Here is a 15,185-nt window from a genome sequence, read left to right as displayed (position 1 = left end):
TTCGTCACCTGGTGGCCGCAGAGCGTCAAAGATCTGCGGCAACTCTTGCTTACAGTCAGTGCCCTCAGCAGCGATAGCCGACAGAAACTCATGAATGATGATATCTCCGGCTGTGCTCGTCACCATGAAAGCTCATTTCTCGTTATAGCCACACATACTGACAAGAGGATTTTCAAGTCCTTTATTTAACTTTAGCGCGAGCGATGACGGCTGCCAGTCATCAAGTCGCGACGGGACTTGTATTCCTCGGCCGTAGAAAAGATCAAGTACTTCTAGAGATAAAAAACCCGCCGAAGGCGGGTCTTGTTACCGGGCGTACATGCCCCACCAGAAGACGTGACCAAGGATGACGATCTGCTCTTCCTGCATATCCTGGAAGCTGTAGTCCTCGTCCGGATGCTCATCGCGATTGAAGCTGCGCAGGCGGATACCGGTGGGCAGGCGATAAAGCTGCTTCACTCGCAGTTGACCGTTGTGGTTGATCGCATAAAGGTCGCCATCAATGATGTCGCCAATACCGCATTTTCCCGCGTTGACCCCAACCGTGGCACCGTCGCGCAGCACCGGCAACATGCTGTTGCCCCGCACCGTCACGCATTTGGCCTGGTCGAACTGCACGCCGTTATGGCGCAGGCTGCGCTTGCCGAAGCGCAGGCTTGAGCGTTCGCTCTCTTCGATGACGAATCTTCCTGATCCAGCAGCCAATTCAACCTCGCGAAGAAAGGGCACCGACACCTCGTCGTCATCGACGGGGGTGTCGTCGTCCCACAGGCTTATGTCCTTGAGTTCGGAATGCAACTCGTCGCGTCCGGCGTTGGCGGCGGGCGCAACATCCGCGCGCCCGCGCAACTGATCGGTGCTCACGGCAAAGTACTCGGCGATCTTCGAGATGTGCTTATCCGAAGGATCGACGATCTTCCCGCTGAGAATCCGCGAGAGCGTGGATTGAGGCACGCCGGTGCGACGGTGGAGCTCCGTGGGGGAGATCCCGTGCTGGTCGAGCAGTGCTCTTAAGACGGAGGATACGTTGCGTTTTTGCATAACGCGCATAGTGCTTGAAGTTTTTCGCGAAGACAAATGCTGATTTGCATAAATCGTGCATAGTCGACGTTTTTTCCACCAGATAGATGTCACCCGGCCGCGATGCCTGCGTCCGACAGACCGCCCATGGTAACCTTGCGCCCATAGCGGAAATGCCCGGCCGCTGCCGCGCTTTTGCCCCACACCTTTGAACGAGTTGCCTGACAATCCGATGAATAAAGCCGTCTCCGACCTGTCCTCCCACACTCCGATGATGCAGCAGTATGGGCTTGAGCAGTGCATAGGCCACGATTTACGCGGCTTTCAGCGTTTCACTGTCTAAAACTTTACTATCATTTAGCTGCGGTTTTGGTCAATGAGAGCTCGGCAGCATGAGGTAGTTTTAGACAGCAAATTCCCCCCATCCTTACACCGACTTTCCATCAATCCGCACACTAGCCTTGCCGCTCCCCGAGTTCGGAATTCGCACCTCGACCCGCTTGCCCGATTCTGTAGTAACCATGATGACCACGCTGCTGGGAGGCGGGCGCATGTCATCACCACATATCAGTTCGACAACGTCCTCGCCTGACGCGTTCTCATCGAGCGGATCCCACAAGTCGCCATTAACAAGTGGTGCAGTTACTTTGATCGACATCCCGTGCTCCTGCCTGGCTAGGTTGATGCTTCGACGCTACCAGATGTGCCGGAAATATTCCTGCGACATACCAGTGGCTGCAAACAGCGCGGATTTGCTGGCGTTTTTGGTCTGGGGCTTTTAAAGGGCTTCAGGGGGCATTCAGCCCCCTAAATCCCCCTCAAAAACGCTGAAATGGTACAAAAAGTGGTACGACCTCAACGGGCTTTAGTCGTTTTCCAGGCAGATAATTCTATCAATACAGCTGCATCTCCACTGTCATTCCATATAGGGCTTTTGGTATCCCAATAAATGTGATGCCACTTGACTCCGCTCTGCAATTTTTCATTGTCTACACCAACTCTCGTATGCAGAGATATTCGCTCGCCCTTTTTCACTTGCTTATCGTGAAACCATTTCGTGTGACGGTTCTTGTTAGATAGCATTCCATCATTAGTGTATGTAGCATCACACACCATGTAACTGCTCAAGTTGCAATCCTCAAGAACAGTTAATACCACTCGCTCCTCGCTGGCATTACCGTGCCCGTGAACAAAATCAATTTTCAGATTCATTTCAGCTTCCATGTCGTAGACGTGTTTGTTGGACAGCTGAATGTATTTGATCGAGTGGCTTTATGCCACCCAAGCCGCTACCGGACCATGCTGGATTCAATCGCATCATTCAAAATGTGCGGGCGCCAGCGATCTGATATAGGCCTGACAGGCCTGCAGGACAATCAATCCCCAATCGCCGATGTCGATGGAGGAGACAACTCGTCGAGAAGGCGCCGTGGCATCCGTACGACGGATGGGCGTTTGCATTCTGCAGGGAGTGCTACGATTTGATGCTTGTGCGGCTTTCATCTCTCCAATCGCTGGGCGCTCGCTGCAGAGACTGATGAATCTCACCAACTCATAGAGATGTAACTGCACGCCGAAATCAGACCCTAGGATTTAATATGAACGAAGACTGCGAAGTGGTGTTCGTAGCGGGTCTGGCCAAGATGCTTGGCCGAACCGAGGCATCGGTCAGAGAGGGGATTCGCCGGGGCGCGGACTGGCTGCCAAAGAGTTTCAGGATGGGCACCAGACACTGTTGGCTTAAGGAGGACGTGCGGGAATACCTGCGAAAGTGCGCTGATGGCGAGAACAAGGCGTCAGAGGTTGGTAGACCACGGCGGACGCCTCCAACGCTGAGAGATATCAGAAGATGACAGAAAACATTGATCGTTTTCTGCGCCTCGACGATGTGCATCACATCACCGTCCTTGGCAGAAATACGGTCTATCGTCGTATCAGGGAAGGTACATTCCCAAACAGGGCAAGATCGGCCCCAACTCGATGGCCTGGCGTCAGTCGGCAATCGCGAAGCGGATGTTTGCCTTACGCCCAGTCGATTGAAGGATTTGTCGGCGGAACTCAGTTTTGTGCAAATACTACTCCGCGAACGATCTGAGCCAATCCACGTTATCCACTGGGTAAGCGACATGACTCTAATATCGATTGCTGAAACCGCTATTCTATTGGGCATTGGGCGCACCACAGCCTATCGTCTCGCGAAAGAAGGCCGGATTCCCTCCGTGCGAAGTTTCGGGCCTCTGAGAATCCACGCGGAAAAACTTCAATCCATGATTGATGCAGAGGCTGAGGCAAGTATTGCGCCCGAGTCTGGCTCTATCCCGATCTGCAGCATATCCCCCCCCGTACGGTCTAGAGCGGGCGGTTCATTATCGTCGGCTCAAGCTGCACGAAAACTTGACGAGCTACTCAAGCCCAAACTTAAGAAGTAGAACGCCTTTTAAGTCTCACTAAAGTGGCTGTTGATCACAATTGGGAGCGCGGAAGCAATGCGCTATTTGACTGTCAGAAAGTTCTCTAGCGAATCGGGATACACGGAGGCCGCAATACGGTCGAAAATCGCCGACGGGACCTGGATTGAAAATCGAGTATGGCGACGAGCACCAGACAAACGGATTTTGATCGACGTACAGGGGTATGTTGAATGGGTCGAAAGCGAATCTGGGCCACAACGACTGACTCAAAAAGCACCGCGAAAATTACCTAAAAACAGAAAACACGTAGTTCTTAGTCCTTCACCTTTGGTGTGAGAAAATCTCGACCAACGCGGAGATTCACATGGAAGCGTCCAAGTAACTCAAGACCTGAAGCCCGACCCGAAGAATGAGGGCTGGTACCTAGGAAGGGGGGGTAGTAAGAAACAGCCCCTGGCACCTTGCTGCCGTTTGCGCTTCTGAAGATGAGGCCACTGCTTACGTCCAAAAAAACTTGTTGAACCCTACCGAATCGGTTTCGGTAGCCATCGACTAGGAACCGATGAATTCATTTTTTCTGAATGACCCAGATTGGGCCTTGCGACGCCGCCCACCATGATGCGAGAAGCAGACATGACAAGGATTTTCCTGTAGTCGAAACCTTCTCAAGTCACCTTGCACATCATCAGGTGACTTCGGAATGAACGTAAGCTACTGATATAAAAAAGAAACAAACTTAAAATCGAATGGTAAAAAATCGCTATTACCCCTTATAAGAATCAACAACTTAGCGCTGTATTTTCCAACAGTGCTTTGCCCTCCTAAGGCGTTCATCCGACCAATCATTCCCCTGCTACTCTGGTTTCGTCCACGGAGGAAACCGCAATGTCCAACTCTGATCTACTCCCTTCCCTGCTCTACAAAATCAACGAGAACCAACTGGCCCTCGAAGCCGCCATCATGGAGCTCACCCTCTGGGTGGAGCAGCGCGGATCCGCCGACGTAGCAGAAAACGTTCGCGCGTCTTTGACCGCAATCGATCGGAATGAGGAGTTCATCAAGATGACCCTGGCCGTGTTGATGACGCCCGATTAACAGCTCGTCGCCTCACCCTCGCTCACCTTGCATGACTCGATTACTGTACATGCATACAGCATTTGTACAGTGAATCCGTTCCCATGAATTTCGACCAGGCGAAAGCCCTCCGACTCCAGCGATGGCGCTCAACTCTCGATGATCAAGATTTCCGCATGCAAAACCCAGAGGGGCACCGCCAAACCCTTCATGAGATGTCAGCTGCGCTGCAAACAGAGGGACTTATCGACCGGTTTGAACAGTTCGACATGAACGAGATGGCAGACGCTGCTTACTGGCATGCCGTCGAGGAGCTGCAGAATTCGCCTGGCCATTACCGCGGCGCGTCGACTTACAAAGTCGTGCAGATCGATAACGGAAAGCTGCTGGGCACCATCAGCCGGTCCATATTCAACTTCGCATCTCCCACGCCGCGAGGCGCGTCATCCGCGTACGACGGGAAGATTTACTCTGGTCCAGAAGGCATATATCTCAACCTGGGTCTCTCCAGAAACATTGGCAAAATTTCAGGACTGATCCTGGCCATGTATGGGCAGCGATACCAGTTGGTCGAAACTGAGCGAGTAATCGGTGGCGTCGACTACAGCCCCATCGACGACCCAGACACTTACCGGGCACTGGTTGATGCTGGCCAAGTCGCACAGGAAGAACGCGACCTGCGTACTTTTGAAAAGGTGCGACCACACATTGAATCAGCGGCGTTCTGCATATGCCCCGCATGCCTTGACCGATTTGACGTGCGTGATGACTGCCCGACCTGCGCCGGCAAAGGTTTTGTGAGAAAGCCCGTAGGTTGTTTGCAAACAATGCGGTGAATTGATCGATTTCCGACGTGAAGATCGCAGATTTGATCTGAAGGAAGCAATTTCCTGTACCTTTCCAGTTCTGCTTCAAAATAGGTGTACAACCCCTCTGCATTGCCTATTGGGCCGTATGTGGAGCTACTGAAAATGATCATAGTCTCACCCCAGAAGATTTACTCAATTGAACGAGTGGGGTCTGGTAAGAATCAATGTGAGCGGCATCAAACACGTCAGCTATCAAATCGACTATTTCATTGCCGGAGAAGAATGCATGCCTCTCAGTGACACCATCGCCAAAGCATCTTTAAGCGCAGATGAGCGTGCCTCTATCGCGGAAATTGAGGCGACTACAAATATTCTACAGCTCGTCACGCGCTTGACAGGAGCGCGTTTCGCGGCAATCGCAAAATTCACTGAATCGGAATGGATAGTCTGCTCCGCATACGATCCGATCGAGCTTGGGATAAGCACCGGGGATACACTTGAATTGGAGACCACGCTCTGCAGTGAATTCCGACGAGACCCCCAAGTGCTTTTTGTGCCACAAATAAGTCAAGACGGTAGGTTCTCGACACGTCCCGTTGTGAAGCAATATTTGATTGAAAGTTATGCGGGCGTTCCAATCTTTCTTCCTGATGGGCAACTTTGGGGAGCGCTATGCGCTTTAGATTCAAGGGCTGTCATATACGATGATCCCGATCTAGCCGACACCTTAGGCCTGTTTGCAAGACTGATCGGGTGTATCTTTTACTCAAATTTGACGGGATTCGGGAGCGGGTATAGCAATGCCGAATCATCTCTTACGGGTCAGAGAGGCTCCTGATATAGCCTTGGCAGGCTTTCAAAGCAATCAATCCCCGGTCGCCTTCGTCGGTGATGGCGACAATTCGTTGAGCATGCGCTGGGTCAAGTTCGGCTCGTACGGTTGCATGATCCACGCCGCCGGCGCCGGCGGTGGCTGGCACTGAACAGCCACCGGCTGAAGCCGAGTCGATGAGGACTGACAGCCGCAGATCAGAAGTGGCAAGGCGATCGCGCAGAAGAGCCTGGGCTTTTTGAGCATTGGTCATTTTCTCGGAGTGGGTTTTGTCACTGGCCGCCAGCCGCTGCACGAGCGCCAGCCGCTTATCCTGCTCGGCCTGCTGCGCGGTGGCGGCCGCCATGGTCAATTGATTGAGGGTTTCGGTGTGCAGCCGGGCCTGCTCGGCCAGTTGCTTACCGTAGCGCCAGTCCTGGACCTGCCAGGTGCTGGCGACACCGCCGAGCACCAACGCCACCGCGCAGACAGCTTTCCACGGGACCACCATCACGGCACATCCTTGAAGAAAACGTGGCCGCCCAACTTCAGCGTTTGCTTCGCCTTCGCGGCCCAGCCAGGTGGCGTCTTCATGGACAGCGCGTAGTAGTGAGTGGCCCCACCGGTGGGATCCGGCACTTTCCCGTCGATCACCTGATCAGCCGCACCACGCGCTTGGGCCAGTTCACGAAACGGGATCTGTCGCGCACCGATCAGGAACGGATAGTTCGGGTCGTTCTTGTTCCAGCAGCTGAACTGGTAAGGCTTCTGGCACACACCGGCGTAGCCCTCCCCCCACCATGAATTGCTTTTGCCGTCGAACACGCGGTTTCGAATGGTCCACGCCACAGCCACTTGGCCGGCCAACGATTCGCCGCGAGCCTCGCCCCAAAGAGTTCGGGCAAGAATGTCGCGGTCTTTCTCGGTAATGGTCATCAGCTTTCTCCAGACAAAAAAATACCCGCTTAGAGGCGGGTTGCTTTGGTGTGGCGTTGTTTACGGGCGGACTGGGCGATGGTCTGAATCGGGGAAGTACTCGGCGCCATCTTTCCAGTTGCTCAACTGGCCGCGGTACTTGAGCCAGTCCTTGCGGGTTCCGGCCAGCAGATCCGCCGGCGGCACATCAGCCTCAGCCTCTTCCAGGGCTTCCAGCTGTCGCGCAGTCACGGCGAGCTCTTCGCCACGCCAACTGGCCTCCCGCGCGATTCGACCGGCCACCGCGCCCATTTCTTCGAGCTTTCTCAAGAGCCAGTCCGGCAGCTCGTCCACCAGCGTTTCGTCAGCTTCAAGCGCCATGTCCGCGCTCACCGAACGAAGCTGGCCGTCTTCCTTTATTGCATACGGCATGTTGTTACCTCTCAAACAGGTATCCGTTCGCGTACACGTTGAACAAGGCACTGGCCGCCCCGTCGTGACGCCATTGGAATGATTGGGTGCTGCTCAGGGGCAAGTCGCAGTAATAGGACCCGCCGGCCAGTACGAAGAAGCTGTGCGCGGATGAGGAAACCGGGGCCTGGAGATCTGGATTCCCCAACCTGGCGATCGAGTCTGTCGCGGCGTTTTGAAACAGACAGCTCAAATGCGAGGCCGTGACGGGCACAACGGTAAGGCAGCTGACGGTCTGCGCGACGATTACCGCGCCGGATACCAGCAGGAACGGTGCCCCAAACAGGTTTTCCCCATAAGCAATGCGGTCCCCGGCATGCGTGAACTTCATCAGTGTGTTCGCAGTTTTCGAAAGCACAGAGCCAATGTACCGCCGGGAGGTGTCGCCGGACTTCGCCCGGGCGGTTCCGGAGTAAAGCACCGGGGCCGTGGTGGACACTTCAATGGCTGGCACTCCCGCATTGCTGTACAGGTAAACGTGATACATGGTGCTTGCACTGAGGGTCAGGCCGGAAACGGTAATCGCGGCCGGGACGATCAGCGGAGCACCGCCGGAAGGAATGCTGGCAATCCCTGTCGTAACCGATATCGAGTTCGCACTCACCCATTTCATGCGAAGGCCTTCGATGTACTCTTTTCCAACGCCCTGCTTCGACGCGTTTGCAGCCGCCGCTGCGTTTTGGGATGCCTGAGCCTGGAGCTTGCCGAACGCAGTCAGAATCGGATCAGTGCCCGAAATGGCTGCCGGATCGGGGACAACAAGCCCGGTCAGCGTTGTGTTTCGGACTCCGCTTCCTGTCATGTATTTGTTGACGGCCCCCTCGGGCAGGCCGTCGGAGCTGGATAGATTGAGTGCAGCTCGCACGCCCTCGGTGGTGCCTGTGTTGCCCAGCACCGCGAGTACGCTGCCGAATTGATTCATCAGAGCGCGCAGCGAGTCGGCCGAGTCCTTGACGTAGCCCTGCATCGGGGCCAGCGCATACACCCCGCCCGTCGCAGTTGATCCCTGATAACTCGGCGAGATGGCCAGCGCGGTATCACTGGCAATGTTGACGACTTCATACCAGTTGCCGTCCGGACCGCGAAAAGCATCGCCCACACGACCGTTTGCAAGAAACGCCGTGCCGGCGCCGATCACGGCACTGGAATTTTGGGTGACAGACACCGTTCCTGATTTGTACCAGGGCATTGAGTTTCTCCAGAATGCTTGAGTTTCAGGCCAGCAATTTGGCGCAGAGGAAAGGCCGGTGGCCTTGATCGGTCCAGGCTGTAAAGGCAAGGCTGTACATCATGATTCGGCCATTTGCGTAATCCACGCCTAACGCGCAACCACCACCGGTGCCGTCGTTGTGGCAGTTCATCGTGAAGGGGTTGAGCGAAACGTACTCCCCTACTCCAAGGCTCTTATTTATCCCCCAAAAGTACCGGCGCCCGACGCTTAGCTGCTCGGTTCCGAGGTAAGTCCAGTTTCCGGCGGCGTATGTCACAACAACGGCCGGCGCTCCGCTGTCGTAAACCAGTGCACCGTTTGGCCCCCAGAGACGCATACCGTATGAAGCTGTTCCCATGGATGCCCAAGCGGCGACGAAGTACTGACCACTCAAGGTTTCGTTGACCTTTGAGGCGTTCATTGAAAAACCGGTCCAGTTACCCGGGCCACCGGTGAACCACACCGATATCGGCACCTGAATCGCACCGGTCTGGGTCGGACGAATGAATACCAAAGGCGGATCTTGGCTGGTTACAGCACGTGCAAACGTGCCCGTTGCGGTAGCGACACCTGAATATGTCCCTTTGGTGAGCAGGCACAGCCTTGGCGCCTCGGAGTCGATCTGAACAAACGAATTGTCATTGATGCTCTGAAATCCATATGTCACGTCGAGTACCTGATCGCGTATCCCTTGGCGACAATCCTTGACTGAGTCGTGCCGCCAGGGGATGAAGGGTTTTTAGGTAGAACAACCACTTGGCCGGCGGATGTCGATACATAAGGGTACGACTTGCTGTTCCCCAATCCGTCCGTTTCAGACGCCTGCACATCCTGCGCTCTTGTGGGGATGATCATGAACACGCAGTTGGCCGGGTTGAAACCGGGAATGTTCAGGGTGTAACTGGGCACCGTTCCGCTGAAGTCGATTACGCCCTGCCACAGCACCTGGTAAGTAAACGAGTTGGTGTCCATGGCGAGAAATCCATTCTCGTCAAAGACACGCAGGCCAAATAAAGCCATCAATCACCCCAAATAACCGAGACGGACACGCAGCACGTTATTGGCGTCGTAGACCGAGACGTTCAGCGAGTTGATCACCAGCCGTCCCTGACCTGGCACGATGCCGTTGATCTCCAGCGTTCCGTCTTTATTGAGAATCCAGCCTTGCTGGCCGGCGATGTAGTTGGTCGAGCTGATGTAGCTGCCGATCTTGGCGCTGGTGATTGTTCCGTCGGCGATGAACGCCGACTTCATGAACACCTGGCCACCCTGCACCGCGAACGGTACCGAGATGGCCCCGCCGGCAATCGTATTGACGATGGCGAACCGATCTGCGGCGACCAGAAACTGGCTTTGAAACACGCCGTTCACGTTTTCGATGCCCAGGCCAATACCGGCAGCAACGTATTGCCCGTTCGCCGTGACCTGCATCTTCACCGACCACATCGTTTTGAGATTGCCGTTTACATCAGCAAAAGCCGTGGCGGTTTCCTGAATGGCGGCAGTGTTCTCGCCAACCTTCGCGGTCACTTGAGTGATGGCCTGCGCAGTCGCCTCCTTGTCGGTCGCAACCGTCTGACGAAGATCGGTAACATTCGCCTCGTTTTCGCCAACCGCTACAGACAGGGTCTCGGTTTTCTGTGCGAGTGCCAGATTCTCCGACGCCCTTACCTTCTCCTCGCTTGCGATTGCGGCCGTGCTTCCCCACTCTTTTAGAGCGCCATCGAGATCTCCCTGGCCGTCGTCACGCCAGGAGGCTCGAAGCGCTTGAAACGCCGTCGCCTGCGCCGTGACCACACCATCGAGTTCAGTGATTTCAGCGGTATTGGTCGCCACCTGCTGCGCAAGCCCGTTGGCGGCCTGTACCGTCTGGCCAACATCGCGCCAGTAACCCGGGTTCGGTGGTGGTGTATCGAGCGGCACCGGGCCGGTTGCCTGGTAGATGCGTTTGCCCAACACGACAAGGTCGTATTCCTCGTAGGTTGCTTCCGGGTCGTAGCCCTTCAGCCCGTCGAGCGCATCGATTTGCGCCTGCAAACCTGGGATTTTGTCGATCTCGTCGAGGATGTCCTTGCCCAGTTCAGTGCGGCCGATCTCGCCGGCGATCATTTCCAGAATCGCCGCAGCATCCGCGCTCGACTGCCCCTGCACACCGATGCCGATCGGATACCACGGCCCGATGTTGCCGATCTTGTCGACGATCCGGCCCCAGAAGTAGAAGGTGACACCCGCGCGCAGTCCGAGCATCGAGAAGTCGCTTTGCGGGTACGCCAGATCGGTCAGCTTCGTGGCGGCCTCCAGGCTGGTCGTCGGGCCGTACCAGATCTCCGTCCGCTGGCTGTCCTCGGCACCCGCCGGGAAGCCCCACTTCAGGTAGATGCCGAACAGCAGCGGCGTGGCCGTCAGATAGCTGAGTGCCGGTGGCAGACCCTGCTTACCGCTGAGGTTGGTCAGAATCGAGTTGCGCCAGATCGACGTGATGTCGTACGCGCTCACCGCGCGGACGCGGGCCACGTAGGCACCGGCGTAAATCCCGACCACGTCCACGTTGGTCATGCCAGTGCGCTGGAGCTTGATCCAGTTGCCGCTGTCCTTGCGCCATTCCACGTCATAGCCGACGGCGCCATCCACGGCGGGCCAGCTGATCGTCATGGTGGCCACGGCCAGCCCCTGCACCACCGACGACGTCGACGCCAGGGTGACGCTGGCCGGCGGCGGCACCACAGTGATCGGGATCACACTGATTGGCCGCTCCTCCAGGCGGGCACCGGTGTCGATGTGCGCGAACTTGCTCGGTTCAAACTGCAGCGCGCTGATCTCGAAATCGCCCTCGGTGGTGCGTTTGGTGCGCAACACGCGGTACAACGGAATGGCCAGGTCATCGGCATCCAGCGCCCATTGCAGTTGCGCTATCGGTGGCTCGCTGTAGCTGGTGGTGACGGTCACCGCGCGGCCGTTGACGCTCTGCACGGTGCGACCCTCAGCGCGCCCGCCCGGCAAGTTGATGATCAGTCGATCACCGGCCTTGGCCTGGGTGTCACGGTCGAGCGTCACCACGCGGCCAGACGCCGACGAGATCCGGCCGCCGACCTCCCGCCCCGCCAGCAGCGAATCCGCGACAGGAATGATGTGCCCCGGCAGCGGGATAACGCCCTCCATGCCGGTCTTGAACGACACAGTGCGGTCCTGATTGTTGCTGAGGATCGCCCACTTGCCACGGCGCTGCGCCTCGGAAGCGCGGGTGCAGCCAATGGCGCTCAGCTCGGTTGGCCTGTCGCCGTAGCGACGTTGCAGGTCCAGGTCGGCGAACGGAATGACGTCGGTGTCGTAGTTGTTGGCCGGGTTGTCGTAGCTGACCAGCGCCCGGGTGTACCGCGTCTTCGCCGAGGCGCTGCCGTACGAGAATTTCCCGTCGATGACGTTGGCCCGGGTAAAGACGTAGTCGAAGTCCTGCGCGCGTGGCATGTCAGCCTGCATCACCAGCTGGCCCTGAGCCCAGTAGGTCATGCCTCGGTAAATCGCCGAGATGTCGCGCAGCAGTGACCACACGTCGGCCTTGCCTTGCAGGTTCATGTCACAGAGGAAGCGCGGTTCCTGACCGCCCAACCCGTTCGGCACCAGCTGGTCGCAGTACTGGGCGATCCGGTACAGCTCCCATTTATCGACCATGAACGGCTTGATGCGCTTGCCCAGGCCGAAACGCTCTTCAGTGCAGATCCCGTAGGTGATCCACGCCGGGTTGTTGGTCCAAGCCGACTTCATGGAGCCATCCCACGTCCCGGTATAGGTGCGCAGGATCGGGTCGTAGTTGCTCGGCACCATCCAGCGTCGAGCCTTGCACTTCACAGTCACGGCCGGGATGTTGGTGAACTGCTCGGCGTCGAACTCGATGTAGAGCAAAGCGGTGTTCGGGTAACGCAGCTTCGCGTCGATCACCTCGGTGTAACCGGCCACCAGCATGGTGTCAGCGATCTTGTTGCTGTTCTGGTTTGGCGTCAGGCGGCGCACGCGGATCTGCCAGCCCGTGGTGGCGTCCGGCAGATCGATGCGGCGCGATCGCTCGTAGCGTGTGGTGGTCTTGCCGTCGACCGCGTCCACCAGCACCTGCTGATAGGCGCCGCCGTCGGTGGCCACGTCGATGGCATATTCGATCCGATAACCGCCGATATTGCCCTGGTCATCCGAACGCTGAAGCGCTGGCCAGGCCAGACGCATACGCACGGCCGACAGCTGGGTGTTGGTGATCGAACGCACCCACGGCGCATCGCTGCGCAACTCGATGTTCAGCGACGTCTCGTTCTCAACGGACGGGATGCCCGGGATGTAGGTCTGATCCACGGAGCCCGGGCGCCAGTCCCACTTCACGCCCGGGAAGTTGTAGTTGCCGCTGGCATCGCGGATCGGCGTGTTGTCCAGGTAGATGTCGTATTCAGTCGGTACGGCGTCGAACTCGCCCTCGCCCACGGCGATCAGCAGCTTTGCCAGGTTGGTCGAGCGCAGACTGTCGCTGGCTTCAACCGGCGATTTCGGCTTGCTGCTGCCGCCCTTCTCGCCGTAGATCTCGATCTGTTCCGCTGCGCCCATGCTTTCCTCCAGGCATAAAAAAACCGCCTCTTGGGCGGTTGGTGTGCTGCTGTCCTGCTTACACTTTGTCTTCGGCCAAGACAGAGGCAGAGATGATCATCCCGCCCCACCGGCGCTCGCCGATGCAGATCGGTACCGGGTTGCCACTGGCCGTTGTGTTCTTGGCGCTGCCGAAGGCGTAGGACGGGGCGTTTTCGGGGGATGCGCTTTGAGAAAGCCCCTTGGCCTGTGGGCTGAGCATCTGTACGACGCCGCCAGCAACGAGGGCAACACCCATTTGGACGGCCCAGGTTTGGCCGAAATACGTGCCGGCGACGACTAACACAGCTCCAATTACTGTCTGTAATAGCCCTGCACGCTTGCTCCCTGAAATCACCGGAACAATTCGAATCTCTTGGGTTCCGCCGAGGGCGAAATCTTCTTCAGCTACGTTTTTCCGGTTTCTAAAAATCGCAAAACGCATCCCTTTGCGCTCTAGATCTTTAATGGCGCCTTCGAATCCTTCGAGCGTGCACTTCAGCGCTTTGAATGCCTCGCCCACGGACTTGCTGCCAAGCTCGCGGTGATGGATACGACCAAACAGTTTGATAAGCGGCCCTGAAAGAAGAATGGTCGTCATGGCTGGGTTGTTACTTGCCGTCGCTGCCACAGCTTTCTCCGGTCATAAAAAAACCGCCCGTAGGCGGCTTTGTCATTGCATTGTGGGTGATAAATCCATGCTCATTGATGAGTCGATGGATATCCTGAATTTCTTGGTGGCACCAGCCTTTATGTTGGCTTCCCGCTCTTTAAGCCCGCTGCCGCATGATGATGCACCGACGATGTGCTCACCGGCGGCGACGTAGAACTTTGCAGTTTCACCGGAACTGATCTCGGCAGCTTTTCGCCCGTCGATGCTCACGGATGTGTTGCAGCCGCCACCAACAAAGCCGGAATCACGGGTAACGATCAAGACAGAGGCACCGGAGGCCGGCTCCTGATATGCGAACAGGCGCGATCTCGGAACAGGGTCAGCCTTTTCGGACGGCACCGGCGAAGTCGCGCACCCCGTCAAAAGCGCCACAGCCAAAGCTCCTAATATCAGTTTCATGCAGGTCACTCCTGTGGGAAATAGCCCACGATATCACTGCGCGTCCTTGTGCCGCAGCACCAACCGTGTGCGGTCGAGCCACGGGCCACCGAAAACGATAACCTCGGACGGCCGGCCGTACAGGTGGTGCAGCAGGAATGGCCCAGAGCCAAACGTCGCGGCATCCTCGCCGGGAAGTGCCGGATCGGCGCCGAGGAAGATCCCGGCGTGGTTCGGGTAAACCGTACGCCCCACTTCCATCACGATCATGTCGCCGCGCTGTGGCTGGTCGACCCGGTAGAAACCGGCGGCCTCGTAGTTCACCTCGTACAAGCTGTCGTTGTCCTTGCTCTCCCACCAGCCGTCAGCACGCTTGAAGGCTTCGAACTCCAGTCCCCACTCGCGCTTGTACCAATCGGCGCAAACCTGCCAGCAGTCCCAGGCACCGTGGACAAACGGACGTTTCAGCAGCGGCACCTCACCGGTAGGCATGACGGTACGCAGGTCACCCTCGGGCCAGCTCAGGATGTGCCAGGGCATGGCCGTTGCCTCGCACATGGCCAAGTCGCGCGGCGACGGCCGGCTGGTTGCATTCGGATGCGAATGAACCACGCCGATTACCTCGCCGACGTCCTCCGCCGCCGCGTACTCCTCGGGATCGATGCGGAACTCTTCGTTTGGCTCGGTAGAGACGTTGCGGCACGGGTAGTACTGCTGTTTGCGGCCAACGGCGATCAGCAGCCCGCAGCACTCTTTCGGGTACTCGCCCGCCGCGTGCGCTTTGATCGCGTTGAGAATGTGTTTGCGCATG

At 57.1% G+C, this 15,185-nt stretch carries 17 protein-coding genes; 4 read left to right on the top strand and 13 right to left on the bottom strand.

Going from position 1 to position 15,185, the window contains the following annotated elements; genetic code table 11:
• Positions 1-306: 306 nt before the first annotated feature.
• The 3 genes from QLG12_RS15820 to QLG12_RS15810 all read right to left on the bottom strand — a co-directional run bounded on the left by QLG12_RS15820 (position 307) and on the right by QLG12_RS15810 (position 2,232).
• Entirely contained in the window at positions 307-1,041 is a 735-nt protein-coding gene (locus QLG12_RS15820) for an XRE family transcriptional regulator (protein WP_045121746.1), read from the bottom strand.
• A gap of 406 nt (positions 1,042-1,447) precedes the next feature.
• A complete protein-coding gene (locus tag QLG12_RS15815) occupies positions 1,448-1,678 on the bottom strand; it encodes a hypothetical protein (protein ID WP_282474883.1) in 231 nt (76 codons plus the stop codon).
• Positions 1,679-1,875: 197 nt separating this feature from the next.
• Positions 1,876-2,232 carry a hypothetical protein gene (locus tag QLG12_RS15810; protein WP_282474882.1) on the bottom strand — a complete coding sequence of 119 codons (357 nt, stop codon included), beginning with the start codon at positions 2,230-2,232 and terminating at the stop codon, positions 1,876-1,878.
• Between the two features lie 637 nt (positions 2,233-2,869).
• Here QLG12_RS15810 and QLG12_RS28700 point away from each other — a divergent pair.
• From QLG12_RS28700 to QLG12_RS15785, 4 genes are all read left to right on the top strand, one after another.
• Positions 2,870-3,115, top strand: a complete 246-nt coding sequence (locus QLG12_RS28700) for an AlpA family phage regulatory protein (protein ID WP_349016999.1) — start codon at positions 2,870-2,872, stop codon at positions 3,113-3,115.
• 1,201 nt (positions 3,116-4,316) lie between these two features.
• Positions 4,317-4,526, top strand: a complete 210-nt coding sequence (locus tag QLG12_RS15795; RefSeq protein ID WP_236192789.1) for a hypothetical protein — start codon at positions 4,317-4,319, stop codon at positions 4,524-4,526.
• An 83-nt stretch (positions 4,527-4,609) separates the two neighbouring features.
• Positions 4,610-5,341 (top strand): hypothetical protein, encoded by a 732-nt coding sequence (locus tag QLG12_RS15790; RefSeq protein WP_282474880.1) that lies wholly within the window; start codon positions 4,610-4,612, stop codon positions 5,339-5,341.
• Between the two features lie 259 nt (positions 5,342-5,600).
• On the top strand, positions 5,601-6,152 hold the full coding sequence (locus tag QLG12_RS15785; RefSeq protein WP_236192951.1) for a GAF domain-containing protein: 552 nt from the start codon (positions 5,601-5,603) through the stop codon (positions 6,150-6,152).
• Here QLG12_RS15785 and QLG12_RS15780 read toward each other — a convergent pair.
• The 10 genes from QLG12_RS15780 to QLG12_RS15735 form a co-directional block, all read right to left on the bottom strand.
• Positions 6,130-6,636 carry a lysis system i-spanin subunit Rz gene (locus QLG12_RS15780; protein ID WP_282474879.1) on the bottom strand — a complete coding sequence of 169 codons (507 nt, stop codon included), beginning with the start codon at positions 6,634-6,636 and terminating at the stop codon, positions 6,130-6,132. The genes QLG12_RS15785 and QLG12_RS15780 overlap by 23 nt on opposite strands.
• On the bottom strand, positions 6,636-7,061 hold the full coding sequence (locus QLG12_RS15775) for a cell wall hydrolase (protein ID WP_282474878.1): 426 nt from the start codon (positions 7,059-7,061) through the stop codon (positions 6,636-6,638). Before QLG12_RS15775 ends, QLG12_RS15780 begins: the two co-directional genes overlap by 1 nt.
• Positions 7,062-7,121: 60 nt before the next feature.
• Positions 7,122-7,472: a hypothetical protein gene (locus QLG12_RS15770; RefSeq protein WP_282474877.1), complete on the bottom strand. Its 351-nt coding sequence runs from the start codon at positions 7,470-7,472 to the stop codon at positions 7,122-7,124.
• A gap of 4 nt (positions 7,473-7,476) precedes the next feature.
• Positions 7,477-8,700, bottom strand: coding sequence for a hypothetical protein (locus QLG12_RS15765; RefSeq protein ID WP_282474876.1), 1,224 nt, complete (start codon positions 8,698-8,700; stop codon positions 7,477-7,479).
• Positions 8,701-8,725: 25 nt separating this feature from the next.
• Positions 8,726-9,388 (bottom strand): hypothetical protein, encoded by a 663-nt coding sequence (locus QLG12_RS15760; RefSeq protein ID WP_197867881.1) that lies wholly within the window; start codon positions 9,386-9,388, stop codon positions 8,726-8,728.
• Positions 9,385-9,693, bottom strand: coding sequence for a hypothetical protein (locus QLG12_RS15755; protein ID WP_282474875.1), 309 nt, complete (start codon positions 9,691-9,693; stop codon positions 9,385-9,387). The genes QLG12_RS15760 and QLG12_RS15755 overlap by 4 nt, the downstream gene beginning before the upstream one ends.
• Before the next feature lie 51 nt (positions 9,694-9,744).
• On the bottom strand, positions 9,745-13,305 hold the full coding sequence (locus QLG12_RS15750; protein WP_282474874.1) for a host specificity protein J: 3,561 nt from the start codon (positions 13,303-13,305) through the stop codon (positions 9,745-9,747).
• A 58-nt stretch (positions 13,306-13,363) separates the two neighbouring features.
• Positions 13,364-13,924, bottom strand: a complete 561-nt coding sequence (locus tag QLG12_RS15745; RefSeq protein WP_282474873.1) for a tail assembly protein — start codon at positions 13,922-13,924, stop codon at positions 13,364-13,366.
• Between the two features lie 72 nt (positions 13,925-13,996).
• The gene (locus QLG12_RS15740) at positions 13,997-14,395 is read right to left on the bottom strand and encodes a hypothetical protein (RefSeq protein ID WP_282474872.1); all 399 of its coding nucleotides are present in this window, start codon (positions 14,393-14,395) and stop codon (positions 13,997-13,999) included.
• A gap of 33 nt (positions 14,396-14,428) precedes the next feature.
• Positions 14,429-15,184 (bottom strand): C40 family peptidase, encoded by a 756-nt coding sequence (locus QLG12_RS15735; protein WP_282474871.1) that lies wholly within the window; start codon positions 15,182-15,184, stop codon positions 14,429-14,431.
• Position 15,185 lies beyond the last annotated feature (1 nt).

This window comes from Pseudomonas sp. V88_4 (assembly GCF_029967985.1).
Taxonomy (GTDB): Bacteria; Pseudomonadota; Gammaproteobacteria; order Pseudomonadales; family Pseudomonadaceae; genus Aquipseudomonas; species Aquipseudomonas glycinae.
The sequence above is the reverse complement of the archived record's forward strand: the minus strand, read 5'-3'. Positions and strand labels throughout refer to the sequence as shown.